This is a genomic window from Pseudomonas sp. GOM6, from assembly GCF_029537485.1.
Classification (GTDB): domain Bacteria; phylum Pseudomonadota; class Gammaproteobacteria; order Pseudomonadales; family Pseudomonadaceae; genus Aquipseudomonas.
On sequence record NZ_JARPUS010000001.1, the window covers coordinates 504,605 to 528,983 of the forward strand.

General features: G+C 60.9%; 20 protein-coding genes. 9 read left to right on the plus strand and 11 right to left on the minus strand.

Annotated features, from left to right (window positions below):
- Nucleotides 1–27: 27 nt before the first annotated feature.
- From P7A97_RS02395 to P7A97_RS02440, 10 genes are all read right to left on the minus strand, one after another.
- On the minus strand, nucleotides 28–639 hold the full coding sequence (locus tag P7A97_RS02395) for a TetR/AcrR family transcriptional regulator (protein WP_277688323.1): 612 nt from the start codon (nucleotides 637–639) through the stop codon (nucleotides 28–30).
- 69 nt (nucleotides 640–708) lie between these two features.
- Entirely contained in the window at nucleotides 709–2,391 is a 1,683-nt protein-coding gene (gene phaC, locus P7A97_RS02400) for a class II poly(R)-hydroxyalkanoic acid synthase (RefSeq protein ID WP_277688324.1), read from the minus strand.
- A gap of 156 nt (nucleotides 2,392–2,547) precedes the next feature.
- Nucleotides 2,548–3,405, minus strand: a complete 858-nt coding sequence (phaZ, locus tag P7A97_RS02405; protein WP_277688325.1) for a poly(3-hydroxyalkanoate) depolymerase — start codon at nucleotides 3,403–3,405, stop codon at nucleotides 2,548–2,550.
- Between the two features lie 175 nt (nucleotides 3,406–3,580).
- Nucleotides 3,581–5,260 carry a class II poly(R)-hydroxyalkanoic acid synthase gene (gene phaC / locus P7A97_RS02410; protein WP_277688326.1) on the minus strand — a complete coding sequence of 560 codons (1,680 nt, stop codon included), beginning with the start codon at nucleotides 5,258–5,260 and terminating at the stop codon, nucleotides 3,581–3,583.
- Between the two features lie 303 nt (nucleotides 5,261–5,563).
- On the minus strand, nucleotides 5,564–5,935 hold the full coding sequence (locus tag P7A97_RS02415) for a DUF971 domain-containing protein (protein ID WP_277688327.1): 372 nt from the start codon (nucleotides 5,933–5,935) through the stop codon (nucleotides 5,564–5,566).
- A 56-nt stretch (nucleotides 5,936–5,991) separates the two neighbouring features.
- Nucleotides 5,992–7,332: an HslU--HslV peptidase ATPase subunit gene (gene hslU, locus P7A97_RS02420; protein WP_277688328.1), complete on the minus strand. Its 1,341-nt coding sequence runs from the start codon at nucleotides 7,330–7,332 to the stop codon at nucleotides 5,992–5,994.
- A 27-nt stretch (nucleotides 7,333–7,359) separates the two neighbouring features.
- Nucleotides 7,360–7,890, minus strand: coding sequence for an ATP-dependent protease subunit HslV (gene hslV / locus P7A97_RS02425; protein ID WP_277688329.1), 531 nt, complete (start codon nucleotides 7,888–7,890; stop codon nucleotides 7,360–7,362).
- Between the two features lie 95 nt (nucleotides 7,891–7,985).
- Nucleotides 7,986–8,657: an SPOR domain-containing protein gene (locus P7A97_RS02430; RefSeq protein WP_277688330.1), complete on the minus strand. Its 672-nt coding sequence runs from the start codon at nucleotides 8,655–8,657 to the stop codon at nucleotides 7,986–7,988.
- Nucleotides 8,658–10,397 (minus strand): arginine--tRNA ligase, encoded by a 1,740-nt coding sequence (gene argS, locus P7A97_RS02435; protein ID WP_277688331.1) that lies wholly within the window; start codon nucleotides 10,395–10,397, stop codon nucleotides 8,658–8,660. It lies immediately after the preceding gene.
- A 146-nt stretch (nucleotides 10,398–10,543) separates the two neighbouring features.
- Nucleotides 10,544–12,763, minus strand: coding sequence for a primosomal protein N' (locus tag P7A97_RS02440; protein ID WP_277688332.1), 2,220 nt, complete (start codon nucleotides 12,761–12,763; stop codon nucleotides 10,544–10,546).
- A gap of 162 nt (nucleotides 12,764–12,925) precedes the next feature.
- On the opposite strand from P7A97_RS02440, the gene rpmE reads away from it, so the two are divergent.
- The 4 genes from rpmE to P7A97_RS02460 all read left to right on the plus strand — a co-directional run bounded on the left by rpmE (nucleotide 12,926) and on the right by P7A97_RS02460 (nucleotide 16,738).
- On the plus strand, nucleotides 12,926–13,138 hold the full coding sequence (gene rpmE, locus P7A97_RS02445) for a 50S ribosomal protein L31 (protein ID WP_110683452.1): 213 nt from the start codon (nucleotides 12,926–12,928) through the stop codon (nucleotides 13,136–13,138).
- 8 nt (nucleotides 13,139–13,146) lie between these two features.
- Complete coding sequence (locus tag P7A97_RS02450; RefSeq protein ID WP_277688333.1) at nucleotides 13,147–13,944, plus strand: thermonuclease family protein; 798 nt, start codon at nucleotides 13,147–13,149, stop codon at nucleotides 13,942–13,944.
- Nucleotides 13,944–15,383: a M48 family metalloprotease gene (locus tag P7A97_RS02455; protein ID WP_277688334.1), complete on the plus strand. Its 1,440-nt coding sequence runs from the start codon at nucleotides 13,944–13,946 to the stop codon at nucleotides 15,381–15,383. Before P7A97_RS02450 ends, P7A97_RS02455 begins: the two co-directional genes overlap by 1 nt.
- A gap of 86 nt (nucleotides 15,384–15,469) precedes the next feature.
- Nucleotides 15,470–16,738, plus strand: coding sequence for a malic enzyme-like NAD(P)-binding protein (locus P7A97_RS02460; RefSeq protein WP_277688335.1), 1,269 nt, complete (start codon nucleotides 15,470–15,472; stop codon nucleotides 16,736–16,738).
- A 49-nt stretch (nucleotides 16,739–16,787) separates the two neighbouring features.
- Here the strand turns inward: P7A97_RS02460 and P7A97_RS02465 are convergent, their stop codons facing one another.
- Nucleotides 16,788–19,202, minus strand: a complete 2,415-nt coding sequence (locus P7A97_RS02465; RefSeq protein WP_277688336.1) for a penicillin-binding protein 1A — start codon at nucleotides 19,200–19,202, stop codon at nucleotides 16,788–16,790.
- A 181-nt stretch (nucleotides 19,203–19,383) separates the two neighbouring features.
- On the opposite strand from P7A97_RS02465, the gene P7A97_RS02470 reads away from it, so the two are divergent.
- From P7A97_RS02470 to pilQ, 5 genes are read left to right on the plus strand one after another with little or no spacing between them, the layout of a single operon-like run.
- Nucleotides 19,384–20,448, plus strand: coding sequence for a pilus assembly protein PilM (locus tag P7A97_RS02470; RefSeq protein ID WP_277688337.1), 1,065 nt, complete (start codon nucleotides 19,384–19,386; stop codon nucleotides 20,446–20,448).
- Complete coding sequence (locus P7A97_RS02475) at nucleotides 20,448–21,068, plus strand: PilN domain-containing protein (protein WP_277688338.1); 621 nt, start codon at nucleotides 20,448–20,450, stop codon at nucleotides 21,066–21,068. The genes P7A97_RS02470 and P7A97_RS02475 overlap by 1 nt, the downstream gene beginning before the upstream one ends.
- Nucleotides 21,065–21,688 (plus strand): type 4a pilus biogenesis protein PilO, encoded by a 624-nt coding sequence (gene pilO / locus P7A97_RS02480; RefSeq protein WP_277688339.1) that lies wholly within the window; start codon nucleotides 21,065–21,067, stop codon nucleotides 21,686–21,688. The genes P7A97_RS02475 and pilO overlap by 4 nt, the downstream gene beginning before the upstream one ends.
- On the plus strand, nucleotides 21,685–22,212 hold the full coding sequence (gene pilP / locus P7A97_RS02485) for a type 4a pilus biogenesis lipoprotein PilP (protein WP_277688340.1): 528 nt from the start codon (nucleotides 21,685–21,687) through the stop codon (nucleotides 22,210–22,212). Before pilO ends, pilP begins: the two co-directional genes overlap by 4 nt.
- Nucleotides 22,213–22,267: 55 nt before the next feature.
- Nucleotides 22,268–24,379, plus strand: coding sequence for a type IV pilus secretin PilQ (pilQ, locus tag P7A97_RS02490; RefSeq protein WP_277688379.1), 2,112 nt, complete (start codon nucleotides 22,268–22,270; stop codon nucleotides 24,377–24,379).

Sequence of the window (24,379 nt, forward strand, 5' to 3'; positions counted from 1 at the left end):
GCGTTTTTCATTTCGGACTCAGGGGACTCATTCGAGGTAGCGCTGTGCCAACTGCTCGGCAGCTTGCCGGGCATCTTCGCTCAGGTGTGGGGCAACCAGCATCATTACCTGGAAGACCACCAGGCGACTCTCGCCCTGGACGCCAATGATGCGTTGGTAATCGAGGGAGAACAGCAGCGTCAGTGTGATCTGTTCGACCAGTTGGCCAAGGGCTGCGGTATCGCTACGCAGCTGATTGTGAGTTTTAAGGCGCGCCAGCAGGCTGGCCAGGGTGCGCTTGAGCTGGTTGAGCCACAGGCGAATGCCACGGGCCAGCTTGGGCAAGCGGCCAGCCAGGTTGGAGAGGTCCTGGAACAGGAAGCGGTATTGCGCCAGGCGCTCGACGATCAGGTGGAGGAACAGCCAGTAGTCTTCCGCGCCCAGATCGACATCATCGGGCGGGTCGAGCAGTGGTGCCAGTTCGGCCTGGAAGCGCTCGAACAATTCGAGGATCAACGGCTCCTTGCCGTGGAAGTGGTAATAGAGATTGCCTGGGCTGATGCCCATCTCGGTGGCGATCTCCAGGGTGGAGACATTGGGCTCGCCCTGCTCGTTGAAAAGCTGCAGGGCGCATTGCAGGATGCGGTCGCGCGTCTTCATTCCGTGATCTTGTTATGGCCGCAGGAGCGCTGACGATAACTGGCCGGGGCGAAGCCCGGCCAGTGTTTTCTAGCGCACGTGCACGTAGGTGCCGGGGGAGGCTTCCATGGCTGGGTACTGTTTGTTGCCCACACTGAACACGCTCTCGCGCTGTTCGCCAGAGTGCTGCTGAATCCATTCCAGCCATTGTGGCCACCAACTGCCGGTCTTCTTTTCAGCGTCGTGATACCAGGCACGTGGATCGCTGGTCAGCTTGCCGTTCTCGAAGTAGGTGGCCTTGGGGTTGCCCGGCGGGTTGAGGATGCTCTGGATATGCCCGCTATTGGACAGCACGAAGCGGCGGTTGCCGCCGAGCAGCAGGGCTGAGCGATAGACCGAGTCCCAGGGGGTGATGTGGTCGTTGATGCCGGCCACGCTGAAACTGTCGGTGTTGACCTTGGACAGGTCGATCGGCGTGCCGCAGATTTCCATGCCGCCGCTGCGCGTCAGCGGGTTGTGCTTGAACAGGTCGAGCAGGTCGCCGTGCAGCGCGGCGGGCAGGCGGGTGTTGTCGTTGTTCCAGTAGAGGATGTCGAAGGCCGGCGGTTCCTTGCCCATCAGGTAGTTGTTGACCCAGTAGTTCCAGATCAGGTCGTTGGGGCGCATCCAGGCGAACACCCGGGCCATGTCGCCGCCGTCCAGTACGCCGCTCTGGTAGGAGCGGCGTTTGGCCGACTCCAGGGTCTGCTCATCGGCGAACAGCATCGCCGGGCTTTCCACCTGGGCATCCATCAGGCTGACCAGATAAGTAGCGCAGCCGACCTTGCGCAGCTGGCGCTTGGCCTGCAGGTGACCTTGCAGGGCGGCGATGGTCAGACCGCCGGCACAGGCGCCCAGCAGGTTGACCTCCTTGCTGCCGGTGATGGCACGGCAGACGTCACTGGCTTCCTCCACCGCCTGCACATAGCTGGACAGCCCCCACTCACGATGGCGAGCATCCGGATTGCGCCAGCTGATCATGAATACCTGCAGGTCGTTCTTCAGGCAGTACTGGATGAAGCTCTTCTCCGGCGACAGGTCGAAGATGTAGAACTTGTTGATCTGCGGCGGCACCATCAGCAGAGGCACGGCGTACTGCTTTTCGCTCATCGGCTTGTAGTGGATCAGCTCGAACATCTCGCAGCGGAACACCACCGAGCCGGGCGTCATCGCCAGGTTGCCGCCAACTTCGAAGGCGCGCCTGTCCACCTGCTGTGGCATGCCACCGTTGTGCAGCAGGTCATCGAGCAGATGGCGGGCACCGCGCAGCACGCTGGTGCCACCGCTGTTGAACAGCTCCTTGAGTGCCAGCGGATTGAGCAGGGTGTTGGACGGAGCGAACGCGTCGTTGAGCAGGGAGAACAGGAAATGTGCGCGGGTGCGGTCGTCCGGCGACAGGTCGCTCTCGTCGATCCAGGCCTTGAGCTGACGCTGCCAGGCCAGGTAGGCCTGCAGGCTGCGCCGGTAGAAGGGGTTGAGCTGCCAGGTGGGGTCGCTGAAGCGGCTGTCCTGCGGGTTGGGCTGGTAGGGGGTGTCGCCGAGCATCACGCGGCCGAGCTGCTTGCCGAAGGCCAGCAGATGACGTGTGCTGTGCACCGGTTGGCGCAGGCCCTGAAAGGCCAGGGTGCGCAAGGTGGAGAACAGATCACGTCCGCGCACGCCGACCATGGCGCTTTGCGCGTTCATGAAGTTTGCGGGTACCGGTAATGATCCTGATGCAGTCTTTTCACGCATGGGGCAGGCTCCGTCGTCAAACTGTCATAGGCATGACAGCAAGGCTTGTACCAAGGCGCGCCGGGGTGCATTCCAGACTGCCGCGCAAAATCTCTTCCGTGACCGGCGGGCCTCGCTTTGGGGCGAGCCTGCCGGAGTAGCACTACAGTTGTGCGATCAGTGGCTGCGTGCGGGCATCGGTTGTGGATGCATGACGGCGCGCTGCCGCTCCTCCTGAAGGAAAGTCATGATGATCGGCGCCACGGCTTCGGCGCGGGTCACGAGGAACAGGTGACCATCGTCAATCACATGCAGTTCCGCATTGGGAATACGCCAGGCCAGCAGGCGCATGTTGACCAGTGGGATGATCGGATCGTCGTCGCCGGCCAGCACCAGGGTGGGCTGACGGATGCGATGCAGCCAGTGGATGCTGGTCCAGCCGAGGCCGGCGAACAGCTGCCAGTAGTAGCCCATCTTGCCGCCTGAGCGCACCTTGCTGGCATGTGACAGCGCCAGCTTGGGGTCGCGGCGGAAGGCGCCGCCGTAGATATCCGGAGCGATGTGTACGCCATAGGACGGCTGGATGTAGCGTCGCGGGCTGGCCATGCGCCAGAGCACCTTGGGCTTGCCCGGCACCATTACGGCGCCGGCCGAGGTGGCGGCCAGCACCAGTTTCTTGCAGCGCTCGGGATAGTCGTGGGCGAACTGCTGGGCCAGTGCACCACCCCAGGACACGCCGATGGCATTGACCTGGCCGTAGTCGAGGTAGTCGAGCATGCGCGCGGCCAGCTTGGCCAGGCCGGGGAAACGATACGGCGTGCTTGGCGTTGAGGAGCCGCCGACCCCGGGCACGTCGAAGGCGATCACTTCCAGATCCGGGTCGAGTGCCGAGACGAAAGGCATCACCAACTCCAGGTTGGCACCGATGCCATTGAAGATCAGCAGCGGTGGCAGGCTGCTATTGCCCGGGCGAACTGCGGTACGGATGATCTGGCCATCCAGTTCGATGCTACGGAATGCAAATGGTTGCGACATGCGCTAGGCCCTATACATGGATCCGTGGAGAGCGGCCGTCCGCGGCCGCGCGCCAATCTCCCGCCGTGGCGGGCACGCGCCGGACGCCTGGGCGCCGGAGCGTGTGCGGCACATCCGGGTGCCGCGGGGCAGTACTGCGCAAGGTGCAGCGTTGCTGTTGTTGTCCGAGCGCCTGTCAGCGCTCGTGCACATAGGTGCCCGGAGCGGCTTCGCCTTCCGGATGTTTCTTGTTGCCCAGGCTGGCGGGCGCTTTCTTCAGTTTGCCGGAGCGCTCGGTCAGCCATTGCTGCCAATGCAGCCACCAGGAGTCGGCATGTTTGGTGGCGTTCTCCTGCCACTCACGGGCATTGGCGGCCGGCTCGCTATTGGTATTGAAGCGCGCCTTGGGGTTGCCCGGCGGGTTGAGGATGCTCTGGATGTGGCCGCTGTTGGACAGCACGAACTCGACCTTGCCGCCGAACAGCAGGGATGACTTGTAACAGGCCTCCCAGGGCGTGATGTGGTCGGTGGTGCCGGCCACGCAGTAGATGTCGCTGGTGACCTGCTTGAGGTCGATGGGCGTGCCGCAGACTTCCAGGGCATTGGGCCGGGTCAGCGGGTTGGTCTTGAACAATTCGATCAGGTCGCCGTGCAGGGCGGCCGGCAGGCGCGTGGTGTCGTTGTTCCAGTAGAGGATGTCGAATACCGGCGGCTCGTTGCCCAGCAGGTAGTTGTTGACCCAGTAGTTCCAGATCAGGTCGTTGGGTCGCATCCAGGCGAACACCTTGGCCATGTCTTTACCCTCCAGAACGCCGGTCTGGTACGAGCGGCGTTTGGCGGCTTCCAGTGTCTTCTCGTCGGCGAACAGGGCGACCTGGGTGTCCAGCTTGGTGTCCAGCACGCTGACCAGCAGGGTCAGGGCGTTGACCTTCTTCTCGCCAATGGCGGCGTAGTGGCCGAGCAGCGAGGCGGTGGTGATACCGCCGGAGCAGGCGCCGAGCATGTTGACGTCCTTGCTGCCGGTAATGTCGCTGACCACGTCGATGGCTTCCTTGAGTGCCTCGATGTAGGTCGACAGGCCCCACTCGCGCTGGGCCTTGGTCGGGTTGCGCCAGCTCACCACGAAGGTCTGTACATGGCTGCGCAGCAGGAAGCGCGCCACGCTTTTCTCCGGCGACAGGTCGAAGACGTAGAACTTGTTGATCTGCGGTGGCACCACCAGCAGCGGGCGCTCGTGGACCTGCTCGGTGGTCGGCTTGTACTGGATCAGCTCCAGCAGGTCGTTGCGGAACACCACGGCGCCTTCGCTGGTGGCCAGGTTCTTGCCGACCTCGAAGGCGTCCATGTTGACCTGGCTGGGCATGCCGCCGTTGTTGATGATGTCCTTGGCCAGGTGGGAGAGGCCGTCGAGCAGGCTCTTGCCGCCGGTCTCGAAGAAACGTTTCACCGCCGCCGGATTGGCCATGCTGTTGGTCGGCGCCATGGCCTCGGTCATCAGGTTGATGACGAAGTGGCCGCGGCTGGTGTCCTGGTCGGTGAGGTTGCTGTCCTCGATCCAGTCGTGCAGTTCCTTGCGCCAGGCCAGATAGGTCTGCAGGTAGCGGCGATACAGCGGGTTTTGCGACCAGGCCGGGTCGGCGAAGCGTCGATCACCTTCTTCCGGGGTCAGCTCTGATTGGCCGAGCATCACGCGCTTGAGTTCGAGGGCAAAGTGGGTTGCGTGCTTGGCGCTGTGCAAAGGCTGCTTGATGGCTTGGGCCAGCACCATGCGGGCAGAGGTAAGTAGATCCTTGCCGCGCAAGCCGATCACCGGGTTCAACCCCAAGGTGTTTTCCGAGGCTTGGCGATGCAGGTCTTCATTGTTCTTCTGGGTCATCTACAACACTCCATTGTCCAGAGACGAATACCAACTGCAGCTGTGCAACGCGGACACAGGGCGAAGGGCTGGTACTGCTCGGGTTGCCGGGTGCGGAATACTTCCGCGCTTTCTTCGCATCTAGCGCTGCTAAATGCATGGAACCTGCCAGTTCCTTGGTTACCCGAGTTTCCATTTTTGCGCAAGCTCGCCGATGCAGGCTGCAAGCGGGCGCGAGTATGCCGGGCGCGATTAGAAAATGCGCTCTAGGTATGAAGGGAATATTGCGCGAGGCTCTGGCTTAGGTGTTTGGCCAGGGGAGGGTTAAAGCATCAGGCGAACTACGGATTCGTCCGGGTCGCGGGATTTGCCGGCGGCGGCCAGTTCGGCCAGATAGTCGGCCCACAGCGCGTCCTGGCGGGTGGCGAGCTGGTAGAGGTAATCCCAGGTGTACAGGCCGCTGTCGTGGCCATCGTCGAAGCACAATTTCAGTGCATAGTTGCCAGCGGGCTCGATCCGTTCCAGGCCGACCTTGAGTTTGCCGGTCTGCAGGATAGGTTTGCCGTGGCCCTGCACCTCGGCCGAGGGCGAATGCACGCGCAGGAACTCGGCACTCAGCGAATAGCTCTGTTCGCCGTAGCGCAGCTCCAGGGTCTTTGACAGCTTGTGCAGTTTGATCGCGCTGGGCGTGGGCATATTCGGTTCCGCTTGCGGTGAAACAGCCCGGATCGCTCCGGGCTGGTAGTGCCTGATTACAGGATATAGCGCGACAGGTCTTCGTCCTTGGCCAGCTCGCCGAGGTGGCCGTTGACGTAGGCGGCGTCGATGCGAATCGCTTCGCCGTTCTGCTGGCCCGCCAGGTCGCCGGCACTGAAGGAGACTTCCTCCAGCAGGCGTTCGAGCAGGGTGTGCAGGCGTCGGGCGCCGATGTTCTCGGTCTTCTCGTTGACCTGCCAGGCAATCTCGGCGATGCGCTGGATGCCGTCCGGCGCGAACTCGATGTTCAGCCCCTCGGTCTTGAGCAACTCGCGGTATTGCTCGGTCAGCGCCGCGTGCGGCTCGGTGAGGATGCGCTCGAAGTCCTGCGGCGACAGGGCCTTGAGTTCGACGCGGATCGGCAGACGGCCCTGCAGCTCGGGCACCAGATCGCTGGGCTTGGACAAGTGGAAGGCGCCGGAGGCGATGAACAGGATGTGGTCGGTCTTGACCATGCCCAGCTTGGTGTTGACCGTGCAGCCTTCGATCAGCGGCAGCAGGTCGCGCTGCACGCCTTCGCGGGAGACATCGGCGCCGCCGACATTGCCGCGCTTGGCGACCTTGTCGATCTCATCGATGAACACGATGCCGTGCTGCTCGACTGCTTCCAGGGCGCGGGACTTGAGCTCTTCCTCGTTGACCAGGCGCGCGGCCTCTTCGTCGCGAATCAGCTTGAGCGCGTCCTTGACCTTGAGCTTGCGGGTCTTCTTCTTGCCCTTGTTGAGGCCGGAGAACAGGCTCTGCAGCTGGTTGGTCATCTCTTCCATGCCCGGTGGCGACATGATTTCCACGCCGACCGGCGTGTCGGAAACTTCGATATCGATTTCCTTGTCGTCCAGCTGGCCTTCGCGCAGGCGCTTATGGAACAGCTGGCGGGTGTTGGAGTCCTGGCTCGGTGCCGGGTCTTCGTTGAAGCCGGCGCGCGCCGGCGGCAGCAGGGCGTCGAGGATGCGCTCCTCGGCGGCGTCCTCGGCGCGGTGGCGCATCTTCTGTACTTCCTGCTCGCGCAGCAGTTTCAGTGCAGCATCGGCCAGGTCGCGGATGATCGACTCGACATCACGGCCGACATAGCCGACCTCGGTGAATTTGGTCGCTTCAACTTTCAGGAACGGGGCGTTGGCCAGCTTGGCCAGGCGACGGGCAATCTCGGTCTTGCCGACGCCGGTGGGGCCGATCATCAGGATGTTCTTTGGCGTCACTTCCTGGCGCAGCTCGGCCGGCAACTGCATGCGCCGCCAGCGGTTGCGCAGGGCGATGGCCACGGCGCGCTTGGCGTCGTCCTGGCCGATGATGTGGCGGTTGAGCTCGGAAACGATCTCGCGGGGTGTCATGGACATGCAGCGATACTCCAACGGAAGCTGCGCTTATTCAGCGCAGTCTTCTTCCTCGATAGTCAGGTTCTGGTTAGTGAAGACACAGATGGAGCCGGCAATGTTCAACGCGGTTTCGGTGATTTCACGGGCAGACAGTTCGGTTTTCTGCAGCAGGGCCAGGGCGGCGGCCTGGGCGAAACCTCCGCCGGAGCCCATGGCGATCAGGCCGTGTTCGGGTTCGACCACATCGCCGTTGCCGGTGATGATCAGCGAGGCGTCCTTGTTGGCCACCGCCAGCATGGCTTCCAGGCGGCTCAGGCTGCGGTCGGTGCGCCAGTCCTTGGCCAGCTCGACGGCGGCGCGGATCAGGTGGCCCTGGTGTTTTTCCAGTTGGCCTTCGAAACGCTCGAACAGGGTAAAGGCGTCGGCGGTGGCGCCGGCGAAGCCGGCCAGCACCTGGCCGTGGTACAGGCGCCGGACTTTCTTGGCGTTGCCTTTCATCACGGTGTTGCCGAGGGAAACCTGGCCGTCGCCGCCCATGACGACTTTGCCGTTGCGGCGGACTGAAACGATGGTGGTCAAAGGTGAATCTCCACGCAGCGGGGCGAAGTGCCCGAATGGAGAATCAGATGGGGGAGCCTGCCCGGCTTTTCAACCGGGCAAGGGCAGATCGCGGATCAACGGACCTGGCGTTGCTGTAACAGCAGGTTGCTGAAGCCGCTGCCGGCGAGCTGTTTCTGCGCACCGCCAAGCTGCTCGCGGCTGGCGAAGGGGCCGACCAGCACGCGGTGCCAGGTTTCCTCACGCACCTTGCCGGACTCCACTTGCACGTTCTGGCCGAGCAGGAGGATCTGCGCGCGTACCTTGTCGGCGTCCTCGCGCTTGCGAAAAGAACCGGCCTGGAGGAAGTACTGGGTGGTCAGCGGCGCCTGGGCTACCACGGGCGGAGGCGGCGGCGTTTCGCCATTGAGCGCGGCCTGGGCGCGGGCAGCGTCGATCTTCGCCGCCTCCTCGGGCGTTACCGGCTTCTGCGCAGGCGGTTTGGGCGTATCGGGTATCGCCTCCGGCGGCACGATGACCTCGGACTCCGGCAGCAGGGTGTAGAAGTCGTACTTGGGCTTGTTCGCCTCGGGCTGGGCCTGCGGCTTTTGTTGTACGGTCTTCTTGGCCTGTTCAGGCTTGGCGCGCTTCACCTCGTCGCGGCCCGGTTCCAGGCTGAACAGGAACATGAAGAAACCACCGATGACCAGGCCGCACGCCAGCCACACCCAGCCGGGCACGGGTTTCTTCGCGGGGGCCTGGTAACGGCTGGCGCCGCGCTTGGGAGCCGGCTTCTTCTTCGCCGCCACTTACATGCGCTCCAGGGTCGGTAGGCCGAGCAGTTCCAGGCCCTGTTTGAGGGTGCGGCCAGTAAGGGCAGCCAGGCGCAGGCGGCTCTGCTGGGTGGCTTCGTCCTCGGCGGCGAGGATCGGGCAGTTCTCGTAGAAGCTGGAGAACAGCCCGGCCAGGTCGTACAGGTAGGCGCACAGCTGGTGTGGTTCGCCCTTGCTGGCGACGTTGCCCAGGGTGTCGGCGAATTGTGCCAGCTTGCCGGCCAGGGCCTGTTCCTGCGGCGCTTCGATGCGGATCTGTCCGCCGATCTGGCTGACGTCCTTGCCCAGCTTGCGGAACACGCTGGCGACACGGGTGTAGGCGTACAGCAGGTAAGGTGCGGTGTTGCCCTCGAAACTCAGCATCAGCTCGAAGTTGAAGCGGTAGTCGCTGGTGCGGTGTTTGGACAGGTCGGCGTATTTCACCGAGGCGATACCGACCACGCGGGCGATCTGGCGCAGCTCGTCTTCACCCAGCTCCGGATTCTTCTCCTTGACCAGGGCGTAGGCACGCTGCTCGGCCTCGTCGAGCAGTTCGACCAGCTTTACGGTTCCGCCGTCGCGGGTCTTGAACGGCTTGCCGTCCGGGCCGTTCATGGTGCCGAAGCCCATGTGCTCGAGCTCCATGCTCGCCGGCACGAAGCCAGCCAGGCGGGCGCAGGCGAAGACCATCTGGAAGTGCAGGGCCTGGCGCTGGTCGACGAAGTACAGGGCGCGGTCGGCCTTGAGTACATTGGCGCGGTAGCGGGTGGCGGCCAGGTCAGTGGTGGCGTATAGATAGCCGCCACCGGCCTTCTGCACGATCAGCGGCAGCGGGTTGCCCTCGGCGTTCTTGAACTCGTCCATGAACACGCACTGGGCGCCGTTGTCCTCGGTCAGCAGGCCCTTGGCCGCGAGGTCGGCGATGACGTTGGCCAGGTCGTCGTTGTAGGCGCTCTCGCCTTTGACGTCGGTCATCGACAGCTTGACCCCGAGACGGTCATAGAGGGCCTGGCAGTGGCTCAGGGAAATATCGTTGAAGCGGTGCCACAGACGCATGCACTCGGCATCGCCGGCCTGCAACTCGACCACCAGCTGGCGGGCGCGCTCGGCGAATTCGGCGCTGTCGTCGAAGCGTTTCTTGGCGGCGCGGTAGAAACCTTCGAGGTCGGCCAGTTCGCTCTCGGCGGCGGCCGGATTTTCCTGCATGTAGGCCAGCAGCATGCCGAACTGAGTGCCCCAGTCGCCCACGTGGTTCTGGCGGATCACCTCGTCGCCGAGGAATTCCAGCACGCGGGCCACGCCGTCACCGATGATGGTCGAGCGCAGGTGACCGACGTGCATCTCCTTGGCCAGGTTGGGCGCGGAGAGGTCGACCACCACGCGCTGCGCCGCGCCGTTCTTGCTGACGCCGAGCTTGGCGTCGGCCAGGGCCGCTTCCAGGCGCTGGGCCAGGGCGTCACTGTTCTGGAAGAAGTTGAGAAAGCCCGGGCCGGCGATTTCCACCTTGCTGATGCCAGCATCGCTCGGCAGCGCGGCGACCAGTTTCTCGGCCAGGTCGCGCGGTTTCATGGCGGCCGGCTTTGCCAGCATCATGGCGATGTTGCTGGCAAAGTCGCCGTTGCTCTTGTCCTTGGTGTTCTCCACCTGAATGGTCGGCGTCAGGCCCTCGGGCAGCACACCGTCGGCGGTGAGGCGGGTCAGGGCTTGCTGGATCAGGTGGCGAATAGTGTCTTTCATGGTCTGCTCGGTCGGCCGCGGCTGGTCGAAAACTGCGCATTATAGAGGTAGCCATCGACGGCTAGCCACCGGCATGCGGAGCCGTTTCCTTCGTAGCCCGGATGCAATCCGGGGTAGGTCATCCCGGAATGCATCCGGGCTACGCCTCAGAACAGATCGATGGGGTCGACATCCAGCGACCAGCGCACCGCACGGCCTTCGGGCATGGCTTCGAGTATCGGCAGCCAATGCGCCAGCAGCTTGTGCAGCGCCGCGCGACTGCTGCCTTGCAGCAGCAACTGCGCGCGAAAGCGACCAGCCCGACGTTCCATGGGCGCCGGAACCGGGCCAAGCAATTCGATACCGGCGAGCTTCTGTTCATCACGCAGCTGTTCGGCGTAGGTGCAGGCCAGGTCGAGAAACGCCTCGGCCTGGCCCGGTTTGTGCGCTTCGCCGCGCAACAGGGCCAGGTGGGAGAAGGGCGGCAATCCAGCGCCGCGGCGCTCGCTCAGTGCCTGTTCGGCGAAGGCCGGGTAACCCTGCTCGGTCAGTTGCACCAGCAGAGGGTGGTCGGCCATATGGCTTTGCACGACCACCTTGCCGGCTTCCTCGGCGCGCCCGGCACGCCCGGCGACCTGCACGATCAGCTGGGCCATGCGCTCGCTGGCGCGGAAGTCGGCGGAGAACAGCCCGCCGTCGGCATCGAGGATGGCTACCAAGGTGACCCGCGGGAAGTGATGACCCTTGGCGAGCATCTGGGTGCCGACCAGAATGCACGGCTCGCCCTTATTGATGGTGGCGAACAGCTTGTCCATGGCGCCCTTGCGCGCCGTGGTGTCGCGGTCGATACGCAGCACCGGGAACTGTGGAAAGAGGATGGCCAGGCGCTCTTCGGCGCGCTCGGTGCCGGCGCCGACCGGGCGCAGGTCGACCTTCTGGCAGTCCGGGCAGTTGCGTGGAGGCCGTTCGACGTGACCGCAGTGGTGGCAGCGTAACTCGTGGTGGCGCTGGTGCAGGGTCATGCGCGCGTCGCAGCGCGGGCACTGGCTGATCCAGCCGCAGTCGTGGCACAGCAGGGTGGGGGCGAAACCGCGGCGATTGAGGAACACCAGTACCTGCTGGCCAGCTTCCAGGGTCTGGCGGATGGCCTGTTGCAGCGGGCCGGAGATGCCGGAATCCAGCGGCAGGCTCTTCACGTCCAGGCGCAGGAAGCGCGGCGGCTGGGCGTTGCCGGCGCGTTGGCCGAGCTTGAGCAGGGCGTAGCGCCCGGCGTGGGCGTTGTGCAGGCTTTCCAGTGACGGCGTGGCGGAGCCGAGCACGATCGGCAGGTTTTCCTGGCGTGCGCGCACTAGGGCCAGATCACGGGCGTGGTAGCGCAGGCCTTCCTGCTGTTTATAAGAGGCGTCGTGTTCCTCGTCGACGATGATCAGGCCCTGGTTTTTCATCGGCGTGAACAGCGCCGAGCGGGTGCCGATGATGATATCGGCCTCGCCGTCGCGGGCCGCCAGCCAGGCGTCCAGGCGTTCGCGGTCGTTGACCCCGGAATGCAGCAGGGCGATGCGCGCATTGAAGCGGCGAGCGAAGCGCTCCACCGTCTGTGGCCCCAGGTTGATTTCCGGGATCAGTACCAGGGCCTGCTGGCCGGCCTCTAGGCAGTGACGGATCAACTGCAGGTAAACCTCGGTCTTGCCGCTGCCGGTCACGCCATAGAGCAGGTAGGCGCCGAAGTCGCCCATGCCCGATTGCACGGCATTGAAGGCGGCACGCTGTTCGGCGTTGAGCGGCAGCTCCGGTTGCGCCAGCCAGCCGCCGTGGCGCTGCAGTGGCGCGCTGCGGCGCACTTCGACGCGGGCCAGGCCCTTATCCAGTAGCAGGTCGAGACTGTCCTTGTTCAGTTGCAGCTTGCTCAGCAGGCTGTGCGCCACGCCATGCTGGTGCTGGGCCAGGGCGCGCAGGGCCTCGCGTTGGCGTGGCGCGCGTGCCAGGCGAGGGTCGTCCGGGCTGGCGCCTTCGCTGGCGTGCCAGTAGCGTTCCTGGCGCTGCTCGGCTGGCTCGCCCTGGCGCAACAATACCGGCAGGGCCCAGCTCAGGGTGTCGCCGAGGCTGTGCTGGTAGTACTGAGCGGTCCATAGGCATAGCTTGAACAGCGCTGCCGGTAGCGGCGGGGTGCGATCGAGCAGGTCCAGGGCCGGCTTGAGCTTGTCTCGCGGCACATCGGTGGTCTGCGCCAGCTCCACCAGTACGCCGATTACCTGGCGATTACCGAACGGCACGCGCAGGCGCACGCCTGGCTGCAGTGCGGCACGCGGCACGCCTGCTGGCGCCAGGTAGTCGAACAGGCGGCGCAAGGGCGAGGGCAAGGCGAGGCGCAGGATGGTGTCAGGCACGGCGGGCTCCGGAAGCGAAGGCGCGATGCTAGCACGGCCGCACGTCGCCACGTTCGCCCCTTGGCTTGCGTGAAGGTGGAGGTCTGGTATAGTGCGCGGCCTATTTATGTGCGGTGCTCGGCGAATGGCCGGGTGGCGGCACGCCCAACCGAGGAAAACGCGATGAAAGCCGATATCCATCCGCAGTACGAAGAAGTCACCGCTACCTGCAGCTGTGGCAACGTCATCAAGACCCGCTCCACCCTGTGCAAGCCGCTGAGCCTGGACGTGTGCTCCGAATGCCACCCGTTCTACACCGGTAAGCAGAAAGTGCTGGACACTGGCGGCCGTATCGATCGCTTCAAGCAGCGTTTCGGTGTGTTCGGCAGCAAGTAAGCCGAAGCGTGGTTCGCTCCACACTGCTGAAAAAGGCGTCCCTAGTGGGCGCCTTTTTCGTTTCTGTCGGCCTGGCTGCGCCGGTGCAGGCGTTCTGCCCGCTGGCCGAGGGGCTGGCGCAGCAGCCGGTAAGCAAGGTGGTGGATGGCGATACCCTGCGTCTGCGAGACGGGCGCAGCGTGCGTCTGATTGGTATCAATGCGCCGGAGCGCGCGCGTGACGGCCGCCCGGCCGAGCCCTATGCGGAGGCGGCGACCAAGCGGCTGCAGGCGCTGGTGGCGGCCAATGATGGCCGCGTCGGTCTGCGCCTGGGCACCAAGCCGCGTGATCACTACGGGCGCACCCTGGCGCATGCCTATGACCGCGGCGGTCACAATCTGGAGGCGCAGCTGTTGGCCGAGGGGCTCGGCTACCGGGTCGCTTTCGAGCCGGCGAATGGGCTGGAGGACTGCCAGCGCAGCGCCGAGCAGGCTGCGCGGCAGCAGCGCCGGGGCTTGTGGCAGCAGCGACAGGTTGTCAGCCCCTTTGATCTGCGTGGCGGCGGCTTTGCCCTGGTGCGCGGGCGTGTAGACCAGGTGCTGCGCAATCGCGGTGGCCTCTGGATTGAACTGGACGGGCCGCTGGTGCTGCGTGTCGAGCCGAAGTTGCTGCGTTATTTCGATGTGGAAGCGTTGCAGAGCCTGGTTGGGCGCGAGGTAGAGGTGCGCGGCTGGGTAATTGACCGCACCCGGCGCGGCGGCGTACAACCGGGCCAGGCCCGCTGGATGCTGCCGCTGAGTCATGCGGCGATGCTCGAGGTGCTCTGATGAAGCTGCGTCTTTTGTTGCTGTTGCCTCTGCTCGTCCAGCTGACCGGTTGTGCGGTTAACCCGGCCACCGGCAAAACCGACTTCGTGATGATGAGTGAGCGGCAGGAGATCGAACTGGGTCGCAACTATGCCCAGGAGATTGCCAGGCAATACCCGCGTTATGCCGATGAGAAGCTGCAGGCCTATGTACAGCGTGTCGGTGAGCGCGTTGCTCGCCATGGTCATCGCAGTCACCTGACCTACCATTTCACGGTTATTGATTCGCCGGACATCAACGCCTTCGCCATTCCCGGTGGGCACATTTATATCCATCGTGGGCTAATGGCTTACCTCGACTCAGAGGCGCAGCTGGCAGCTGTATTGGGTCATGAAGTAGGGCACGTCACCGCGCGCCACAGCGTACGGCAGCAGAGCCAGTCCACGGCGTGGAACATCCTTGGGCAAGCAGTGGCCATCGGTACAGGTGTCGGCGCGGCCGGTGATTTGACCAATGTGCTGGGCGGCGCGATTGTCAGCGGCTATGGCCGCGACATGGAGTTGGAGGCCGATGGCCTGGGCGCCCAGTACCTGGCGCGCGCCGGCTACGATCCGCAGGCGATGATCGAGGTGGTCGAAGTGCTCAAGAGTCAGGAGGACTTCGCTCGCGACGAGGCGCGCGCCAAGGGGCAGGAGGCAGCGCCGAGCGGCTATCACGGCCTGTTCGATACTCACCCGGACAACGATACCCGGCTGCGTCAGGTGGTGGCAGCTGCCACGCCTCTGGCCAATGGCCAAGGCGAGGTCGGGCGCGATACCTACCTGCGTCAGATCGACGGCATGCCGTTTGGCGATTCGACCGAAGCTGGTGTGCGCCGGGGGCAGCGCTTCTATCACCGCGGGCTCGATTTCACCCTGGGCATTCCGCAAGGGTGGGGGTTGATCAATCGGCCCGACGCGTTAATCGTGCACAGCGCCGATCAGCAGGCGTTTCTGGTCATGAGCATGGAGCCCGTGCAGCAGTCGATGAGTGCGCAGGCGTTCGTGCGCCAACGAACCGGTGGGCGTGCGCTGGCCCAGGAGCAAAGCTTCCAGCAGGCAGGTATGGATGGGGTCAGTGGCGTGGTGCCGGGCAGCGCGGCCAAGCGGGTGGTGGTGTTGATGCGCGAGCGCGAAGCCTTCCTGTTCGTGGGGGCGGTCAAAAATGGTGGCTCATTGGATGCTGCCGATCCGCGTTTCATGGGCATCGTGCGCAGTGTGCGGCCGCTACAGGCTCATGAGCAGGCTCTGGCCGAGGCCTATCGTCTGCGCTTGGTGCAGTTCAAGAGCGGGCAGGGCCTGGAGAAACTGAGCGAACAGATGCAGGGCGAGGGTGACCGCTTGCGGCGCTTGCGTTTGTTGAATGGTCTGTATCCGACCGGTCAGCCACAACCTGGCGATTGGCTCAAGGTCGTCCGCTAACTCCCTGCAAGCCCCAGTCTTGTGGGGCTCGACCTTCTTGCGTATCCTCGGCCGCCTGCCTTCATAGCAAAGCGGAAATCGCCGAAATGTCCGATCTTAAAACTGCCGCTCTCGAGTATCACGCTCAACCCCGCCCGGGAAAACTCAGCGTCGAGCTGACCAAGCCGACCGCCACTGCGCGCGACCTGTCCCTGGCCTATAGCCCGGGCGTTGCCGAGCCGGTACGGGAAATCGCCCGCGACGCCGAGCTGGCCTACCGCTACACCGGCAAAGGCAACCTGGTAGCAGTGATCTCCGACGGTACTGCCATTCTCGGTCTGGGCAACCTCGGTCCGCTGGCCTCCAAGCCGGTGATGGAAGGCAAGGGTGTGCTGTTCAAGCGCTTCGCCGGCATCGACGTGTTCGATATCGAGGTCGATTCCGAGAGTCCGCAGGCCTTCATCGACACCGTCAAACGCATCTCCATCACCTTCGGTGGCATCAACCTGGAAGACATCAAGGCGCCCGAGTGCTTCGAGATCGAACGAGCGCTGATCGAGCAGTGCGACATTCCGGTGTTTCACGATGATCAGCACGGTACGGCCATCGTTACCGCGGCAGGCATGCTCAACGCGCTGGAAATCGCCGGCAAGTCTCTGGAACAGGCCAAGATCGTTTGCCTGGGTGCCGGGGCTGCGGCCATTTCCTGCATGAAGCTGCTGGTGAGCATGGGCGCACAGGTTGAGAACATCTATATGCTCGACCGCAAGGGTGTGATCCACGCCGGCCGTGACGACCTCAATCAGTACAAGGCCGTGTTCGCTCACGCGACCGACAAACGCAGCTTGTCCGATGCGCTGGAAGGGGCGGACGTGTTCGTCGGCCTGTCCGGTGCCAACCTGCTGAGCCCGGAAGACCTCAAGCGCATGGCGGCCAACCCGATCGTCTTTGCCTGCTCCAATCCGGATCCGGAGATCAAGCCGGAGCTGGCGCATGAGACGCGCTCCGACGTGATCATGGCCACCGGTCGTTCGGATTACCCGAACCAGGTCAACAACGTTCTTGGCTTCCCCTTCATCTTCCGTGGTGCGCTGGATGTGCGCGCGACCCGTATCAACGAAGAGATGAAGATCGCCGCCGCCAACGCCCTGCGTGATCTGGCGAAGCTTCCGGTGCCGCAGGAAGTCTGCGATGCCTATGGCGGTATCGAGCTGTCTTTCGGTCGTGAATACATCATCCCCAAGCCGATGGATGCCCGCCTGATCACCGTCGTAGCCGACGCAGTAGCCAAGGCAGCCATCGAGAGTGGTGTGGCGACGCTGCCCTATCCGCAGCACTATCCGCTGAAGTCTGTTGAGGATGTGTTCAACAGCTGAGGCTGGTAGCCACAAAAAAGCCCCGCTTCGGCGGGGCTTTTTTGTGGGCTCAGAACAAGTCGATGGGCGCCATCTCGTCGGCGGGCAGTGGGCTGCCTGGAATGCCGAGGCCTGGTTCCAGTTCGCTCATGGGTGGAGGAGAGTCTTCGCTCTTGAACAGCTCGAAATAGGCATTCGGCGAGTCGGGTGAAGCGGCTCGGCCACTCACTGGGTCAACACGTAGGCTGAGCATGCCGGATGGTTCTGGTGGCAGGTGTTCCGGCTTGTCCTTGAGTGCAGCGCCCATAAAGTTCATCCAGATGGGTAGCGCCACCGTACCACCATACTCGTGGCGGCCTAGGCTTTCCGGCTGGTCAAAGCCGGCCCAGACGGTAGTTACATAGTCGGCGTTGTAGCCCGAGAACCAGCTGTCCTTGGACTCATTGGTGGTGCCGGTCTTGCCGGCCAGGTCACCGCGGCCCATGGCCAGGGCGCGGCGTCCGGTGCCGCGCTTGATTACGTCCTGCAACATGCTGGTCATGATGTAGGCGGTGCGCTCATCAATGATCTGCTCGGCCGGTATGGGCTGCGGCAGTTCGGCATTGGGTTCATCGTTGTGTAGTGCAGTGTTCTGCTCTTCGACCAGCTTGGCACGCTCTGGGGTGCGCGCCGGGTTGGCTACGAATAGTGGTTTGCCGTCGCGGCTTTCGATGCGCTGAATCAAGTAGGGCTGAATCTTGTATCCGCCATTGGCAAAGGTGCTCCATCCGGTGGCGATTTCCATCGGCGTGAGGCCTGCGGTCCCAAGGGCGAGTGAAAGGTTACGCGGCAAGTCCTGCTTATTGAAGCCGAACTCGCTGATGTAGTTGATCGTGTAGTCGATGCCGATGGTCTGAAGGAGGCGGATAGAAACTAGATTGCGAGACTTATACAGCGCCTCGCGTAAGCGAATCGGGCCAAGGAAGGTGTTGTTGTCGTTCTTTGGGCGCCAGGCTTCTTCCATGCCGGCTTCCTGGAAGACGATTGGCGCATCGTTGACCAGGGTGGCAGCGGTGAAGCCGCTGTCCAGTGCTGCGCTATAGATGAAGGGCTTGAAGCTGGATCCGGGCTGGCGCTTGGCCTGTGCGGCTCGGTTGTAGTTGCTCTGTTCGAAAGAGAAGCCGCCAACCAAAGACACTATGGCGCCATCCTGCGGATCCAGCGAGACCAGGGCGCTCTGTGCGCTCGGGATCTGGCGTAGTTGAAGTGCTCCTTCCGTGCTGATTTCAACGCGTACCAAATCGCCTATCTGAACGACATCTGCCGGTTTCTGCGGGCGAGGCCCCAGGCTGTTGGTGTTAAGGAACGGGCGGGCCCACTTCATGTTGTCCCAGGTGACGGGACGTTCTTCGCCATTGCGCAGCAGCACCATGATGCCGCTCTTTTCCACCTGGCTGACGATCACTGGCTCAAGGCCGCCAATGCTGCGGTATTTACTCAGCTCTTCCAGCCATGCCTCTCGGGTCAGGCCTGGTAGTCGCGTTTCTGGACCGCGGAATCCGTGGCGCTGGTCATAGCTGATTAGGCCGTCATGAAGTGCTGCGTTGGCGGCCATCTGCAGATGGCTTGGCACAGTGGTGGTCACGCGGAAGCCTTCGGTATAAGCATCGCTGCCGTAGCGTCCAACCATTTCGGCACGGGCCATTTCGGCGATGTAAGGCGCATTGAGTTCGATCGGCTGCACATGGTGGCGGGCGTCAATCGGCTCGGCCATTGCGGTGTCATAGCGCGCCTGGTCGATGGCTCCTAGCTTGAGCATGCGGCCAAGAATCCAGTCGCGACGCTCCTTGCTACGCTGCGGATTGACCAAGGGGTTGTAGCGCGACGGGGCTTTGGGCAGGCCGGCAATCATCGCCATTTGCGCAAGGCTGAGATCGTGGATCGACTTGCCGTAGTAGACCTGCGCGGCTGCTTCGATTCCGTAGGCGCGATTGCCGAGGTAGATCTTGTTGACATACAGCTCAAGGATCTCATCCTTGCTCAGTTCGCGTTCAATTTGCAGCGCCAGGAGGATTTCGTTGATTTTGCGCGAGAAGCTGCGTTCGTTGGTGAGGAAGAAATTCTTCGCCACCTGCATGGTGATGGTGCTGCCGCCCGTTTGGATGTGGCCGCTCGACAATAACTGTGTGGCAGCGCGCATCAGGCTGGTGAAGTCAACGCCATAATGATTGGCGAAATTGTCGTCCTCGGCGGCCAGCAATGCGTGGATGAAATCCTGGGGGATATCCGCGAAGGCGATCGGGGAACGGCGCATCTCGCCGAATTCGGCAATCAGCTTTCCATCGCTGCTATACACCCGCAGGGGGATCTGCAGCTGGATGCTGCGCAGCGATTCGACGGAGGGAAGGCCGGGGCTAAGATAGAGGAACGCTCCGCTGAAACTGAGGAGCAAGCCACAAAAAGTGGCGACAAAGGACCACCAGATAAACTTCAGCAGACGCATCAAGGCTTGTGGAATTCCAAGTAAAAGAATGGGTTAAGAGTTGCGCAGTGCGAAAAGGGGAAAACTGATCACATTATAAGCGGTTTTTTTGCGGGGTCGCCATTTGCGCTTCTGTCAAGACTGTTATTTAATGTGGAAAAACATAAATAGTCCGTAAGTCGCGGATGCCAATAGGAAATCGGTCGTGCTAGGGCTCTTCAATAAGAAAGCGAACACGCTTCTGGGGATCGACATCAGTTCGACCTCGGTCAAGCTCCTTGAATTGAGTCGCTCGGGAAGCCGCTACAAGGTAGAGGCTTATGCCGTTGAGCCTCTCCCGCCAAACGCAGTGGTCGAAAAGAATATTGCCGAGCTGGAAGGTGTCGGGCAGGCGCTATCTCGTGTTCTGGCTAAAGCCAAGACGGGTGTGCGGACAGCAGCAGTGGCTGTTGCCGGCTCGGCGGTCATCACCAAATCCATCGAGATGGAAGCGGGTCTCAATGATGATGAGCTGGAGAATCAGCTCAAGATCGAGGCCGATCAATATATTCCTTACCCCCTGGAAGAGGTTGCCATCGACTTCGAGGTTCAGGGCGTTTCTGCGCGCAACCCCGAACGCGTCGAGGTTCTGCTTGCGGCTTGTCGTAAGGAGAACGTGGAGGTGCGTGAGGCCGCTCTTGGCCTCTCCGGGCTGACCGCGAAAGTAGTCGATGTCGAAGCTTACGCTCTGGAGCGAGCTTATGGGCTGCTTGAGTCCCAGTTGGGCGGTAATGGCGAAGAGTTGACAGTTGCGGTCGTGGATATCGGTGCGACCATGACCACGCTTAGCGTGCTGCACAATGGGCGCACGATCTACACGCGTGAACAGCTGTTTGGTGGTCGCCAGCTAACCGAAGAGATTCAGCGGCGCTATGGGCTGTCTGTGGAGGAGGCTGGTCTTGCGAAGAAGCAGGGCGGCCTTCCTGATGACTATGAGAGCGAAGTGTTGCAGCCCTTCAAGGAGGCTGTAGTTCAGCAGGTTTCCCGCTCGCTGCAGTTCTTCTTCGCGGCAGGGCAGTTTAACGATGTTGACTACATTCTGCTGGCTGGCGGTACTGCATCCATTCCAGATCTAGATCGTCTGATCCAGCAGAAAATCGGCACTCCTACTTTGGTGGCCAATCCTTTCGCTGATATGGCGCTGGGTGGCAAGGTCAATGCGGGGGCGCTCGCCAGTGATGCCCCGTCGTTGATGATTGCCTGTGGTCTGGCGATGAGGAGTTTCGACTAATGGCCCGGATCAACTTACTTCCATGGCGCGAACAGCTGCGCGAAGAGCGCAAACAGCGGTTCTTGGTTGCCATGGGTGGCACCTTGGTTATTGCGGCTGGGTTGGTGTTTCTTGCTGGTCAATACCTTGATGGTGCAATTGAGCAGCAGAATGCACGGAATAATTTCATTAAAAAGGAAATTGCCGTGCTGGATGCACGGATCAAAGAAATCAGTGAGCTCAAGGAGCGTCGTGCACAGCTTCTGGAGAGGATGAAAATCATCCAGGATCTTCAGGGTAATCGACCTATCAGTGGTCGTATTTTTGATCAGATGGTGCGGACTCTGCCTGATGGTGTGTTCTTCACTGAGCTTAAGCGTACTGACAAGAGCATTGCGATTATTGGCTCGGCCGAGTCGAACAATCGAGTCTCCGGGCTTATGCGTAACCTGGATGCATCCGAATGGTTGACTTCCCCTAACCTAACAGAGGTTAAGGCAATCACTGCGGGCGCTGTGGATCAGGCGAATGTCTTTCAGTTAACCGTCCAGCAAGTGCAGCCTGGTCAGGACGTCGCTGATCCTAAGGCTCTGCCTAATAAGAAAGAGTTGCCAAAGCAGAACGGTGGTAAGAAGTCATGAGTCTTGCTGAGTCTATAGAGTCTTTAAAAAAGGTTGATCTGGCTGAGCTGGACCTGAATAACCTGGGTTCTTGGCCTTCTGCCGTTAAGTTTATAACTTGCGTGCTGCTTCTGGTTGCTGCTTTAGGCCTCGGTTATAACTTCTATCTCAAGGACCTGCAGGGCTCTCTTGATCAACGCAGGGCTGAAGAGGTTGCGTTGAAAGAGCAGTTTTCCGCTAAAGCCTTTCAGGCGGCAAATCTAGATGCCTACAAGGTCCAGATGAAGGAGATGGAAGAGTCCTTTGGTACCTTGTTGCGTCAGCTTCCTAGTGATACCGAGGTTCCCGGTCTATTGGAGGACATCACTCGTACAGGGCTTGGTAGTGGCTTGGAGTTTGAGGAGATCAAGCTTCAGCCGGAGGTGGTGCAGCAGTTCTACATTGAGTTGCCAATACAGATCTCGGTTGTCGGTGGCTACCACGACCTGGCGACGTTTGTAAGTGGTGTAGCAAGTCTCCCTCGGATTGTGACTCTGCATGACTTTGAGATTAAGTCTGTCGATAAAGACAGTGTTTCAAAGCTGCGCATGAGTATTTTGGCTAAAACCTATCGGTACAATGATGAGGGGCTGAAGAAATGAAAGCTTTTCGTCTGGTGTTTGTGTCGTTGCTGGCTGTTGTGCTTTATGGCTGTGGTGCTGGTAGTGATTTTGCTGATCTTCAGTCGTATATGGACGAGGTTCGGGCGCGTCCTAAAGGGTCTATTGAGCCGCTTCCCAAGTTTCAGCCATATGAAGCCTTTACCTACAGTGCCGCCGCTCTTCGGTCGCCATTTCAACCGCCGGTCAAAGTGGACTTGAATAGTGGTCGTAAGGGGTCGAAAGACGTCAAGCCCGATGAGGCGAGGGTCAGGCAGTTTCTTGAAGGCTTCAATATAGAAACCTTTGAAATGGTTGGGACTCTGGCAAATGATGGTTCGAAGTTTGGTCTCATCAAGGGCGCTGGTGGTGTTCATCGGGTTAAGGCTGGAGACTACCTTGGTCGTAACCATGGGCGAATCATCTCGATCGATGAGTCCAAAATTGATGTTGTAGAAATTGTTCCTGACGGTGAGGGGGGATGGCTGGAGCGTCCTCGTACACTGATGCTCAAGGAGCGTTCATAAGATGGCGGGCCAGGAAATGAAGAATAACTACGGGCGTGCTGGTTGGAGCAAGCTGATGAAATTTAATAAACACCGCTTCAGTATTTCCTTGGCGCTTGCCATGTTTTCTCCGGCACTGTTGGCTGCCAACTTGCAGTCGCTTGATGTTGCTGCGTTGCCAGGCGACAAAATTGAGTTGAAGCTTGGTTTTGATGAAGCCGTGACCGCTCCTCGGGGTTACACGATCGAGCAACCTGCCCGGATTGCTCTGGATCTGCCAGGGGTTGCCAATAAATTAGGTGTCAAGAATAAAGAGCTTGGTGTCGGCAATGCGCGCAGCGTCACTGTCGTTGAGGCCAAGGACAGGACCAGGCTCATCATTAATCTCTCGACTCTTGCGCCCTACAGCACCCGTGTTGATGGCAATAACGTGCTCGTGGTAGTGGGTGGCACTGCGGCTCAGGCTAGCAAGTCATCTGCATCCAGTGTTCCGACGCTTTCGAAACCTTCCATGGCAGTGGCGTCAGGTCGTGCTGTAAGTGGAATCGATTTTCAGCGTGGTGAGGCTGGCGAGGGTAATGTGGTCATCCAGCTTTCTGATCCGTCGGTGACGGCAGATATCCAAGAGCAGGGAGGCAAAATTCGCGTTAGCTTTGCTAAAACCCAGCTGCCTGAGAACCTGCGTGTACGTTTAGACGTCAAAGATTTCGCTACGCCTGTGCAGTTCGTGAGTGCATCTTCCAGTCAGGAGCGCGCGAGCATTGATATTGAGCCAGTAGGTTTTTATGACTACCTGGCGTTTCAGACAGATAACAAGCTAACAATTAGCGTTAAGCCGTTGACCCAAGACGACGTGGAAAAGCGTCGTGCAGAGCGATTTGCTTATACGGGAGAAAAGCTATCTCTCAACTTCCAGGATATCGATGTGCGCTCGGTGCTGCAGCTTATTGCTGATTTCACTGATCTGAACCTTGTCGCCAGCGATACCGTGCAAGGCAATATCACATTGCGCCTTCAGAATGTACCTTGGGATCAGGCGCTGGATCTGGTTTTGAAGACGCGCGGACTTGATAAGCGCAAGGTCGGTAACGTTCTCCTGGTAGCACCAGCTGATGAGATTGCAGCCCGTGAACGCCAGGAACTGGAGGCGCAGAATCAAATTGCTGAGCTTGCTCCTTTGCGTCGTGAGCTGATTCAGGTGAACTATGCCAAGGCCGCAGATATAGCTGCTTTGTTCCAGTCTGTTGCGGCGACTGAGGGCAGCGATGTTCAAGAGCGTGGCACTGTCACCGTAGACGATCGCACCAATAGCATCATTGCCTACCAAACTCAGGAGCGTTTGGATGAGCTGCGCAGGATTGTTGCTCAGCTAGACATCCCGGTGCGCCAGGTCATGATTGAGGCGCGTCTGGTTGAGGCCAGCGTCGGTTATGACAAGAGTTTGGGTGTTCGTTGGGGTGGCGCCTTCGTTGGCGACAATAACTGGAGTTTCTATGGCAAAGATGGTGCTCGTGGTGTCGATGATGACGGCGTTCTGAGGCTGCCTGGTACCGATACTGTTGGCTCTTTCACTTTGGATGATGCAACAACGAATGTCCCCTTTGTTGACATGGGTGCTGCCAATAGTACGTCGGGCATCGGTATTGGCTTTCTTACTGACAACATGATTCTGGATCTTCAGCTGTCAGCTATGGAAGCAACGGGCAACGGTGAAGTGATTTCTCAGCCTAAAGTGGTTACTTCTGACAAAGAAACCGCAAAAATCTTGAAGGGTACTGAGGTGCCTTATCAGGAAGCCAGTTCGAGTGGCGCGACTACCGTCTCGTTCAAAGAAGCTGCTCTTGCGCTTGAGGTCACTCCGCAGATAACCCCGGACAACCGAATTATCATGGAAGTTAAGGTGAATAAGGATGAGCCTGACTACGAGAATGCTGTTCTTGGTGTGCCGCCAATCAAGAAGAATGAGGTAAATGCCAAGGTCTTGGTAAACGATGGCGAAACGATTGTCATTGGTGGTGTGTTCTCCAATACCCAGAGCAAATCTGTGGAGAAGGTGCCGCTGCTGGGCGATATCCCGTTCGTTGGTCGTCTCTTCCGTCGTGATACCGTGACTGAAAGCAAGAATGAGCTGCTCATCTTCATCACTCCTCGCATCATGAATAATCAGGCTATCGCGGTAAGCAATTAA

What these genes read in the sequence shown, in the direction of transcription:
- argS (WP_277688331.1), bottom strand. Translation starts at nt 10,397, where the DNA reads ATGAAAGACACTATTCGCCACCTGATCCAGCAAGCCCTGACCCGCCTC.
- hslU (WP_277688328.1), bottom strand. Translation starts at nt 7,332, where the DNA reads ATGTCCATGACACCCCGCGAGATCGTTTCCGAGCTCAACCGCCACATC.
- P7A97_RS02475 (WP_277688338.1), top strand. Translation starts at nt 20,448, where the DNA reads ATGGCCCGGATCAACTTACTTCCATGGCGCGAACAGCTGCGCGAAGAG.
- pilQ (WP_277688379.1), top strand. Translation starts at nt 22,268, where the DNA reads ATGAAATTTAATAAACACCGCTTCAGTATTTCCTTGGCGCTTGCCATG.
- pilO (WP_277688339.1), top strand. Translation starts at nt 21,065, where the DNA reads ATGAGTCTTGCTGAGTCTATAGAGTCTTTAAAAAAGGTTGATCTGGCT.
- rpmE (WP_110683452.1), top strand. Translation starts at nt 12,926, where the DNA reads ATGAAAGCCGATATCCATCCGCAGTACGAAGAAGTCACCGCTACCTGC.
- P7A97_RS02415 (WP_277688327.1), bottom strand. Translation starts at nt 5,935, where the DNA reads ATGCCCACGCCCAGCGCGATCAAACTGCACAAGCTGTCAAAGACCCTG.
- pilP (WP_277688340.1), top strand. Translation starts at nt 21,685, where the DNA reads ATGAAAGCTTTTCGTCTGGTGTTTGTGTCGTTGCTGGCTGTTGTGCTT.
- P7A97_RS02455 (WP_277688334.1), top strand. Translation starts at nt 13,944, where the DNA reads ATGAAGCTGCGTCTTTTGTTGCTGTTGCCTCTGCTCGTCCAGCTGACC.
- P7A97_RS02460 (WP_277688335.1), top strand. Translation starts at nt 15,470, where the DNA reads ATGTCCGATCTTAAAACTGCCGCTCTCGAGTATCACGCTCAACCCCGC.
- phaC (WP_277688324.1), bottom strand. Translation starts at nt 2,391, where the DNA reads ATGCGTGAAAAGACTGCATCAGGATCATTACCGGTACCCGCAAACTTC.
- phaZ (WP_277688325.1), bottom strand. Translation starts at nt 3,405, where the DNA reads ATGTCGCAACCATTTGCATTCCGTAGCATCGAACTGGATGGCCAGATC.
- P7A97_RS02395 (WP_277688323.1), bottom strand. Translation starts at nt 639, where the DNA reads ATGAAGACGCGCGACCGCATCCTGCAATGCGCCCTGCAGCTTTTCAAC.
- phaC (WP_277688326.1), bottom strand. Translation starts at nt 5,260, where the DNA reads ATGACCCAGAAGAACAATGAAGACCTGCATCGCCAAGCCTCGGAAAAC.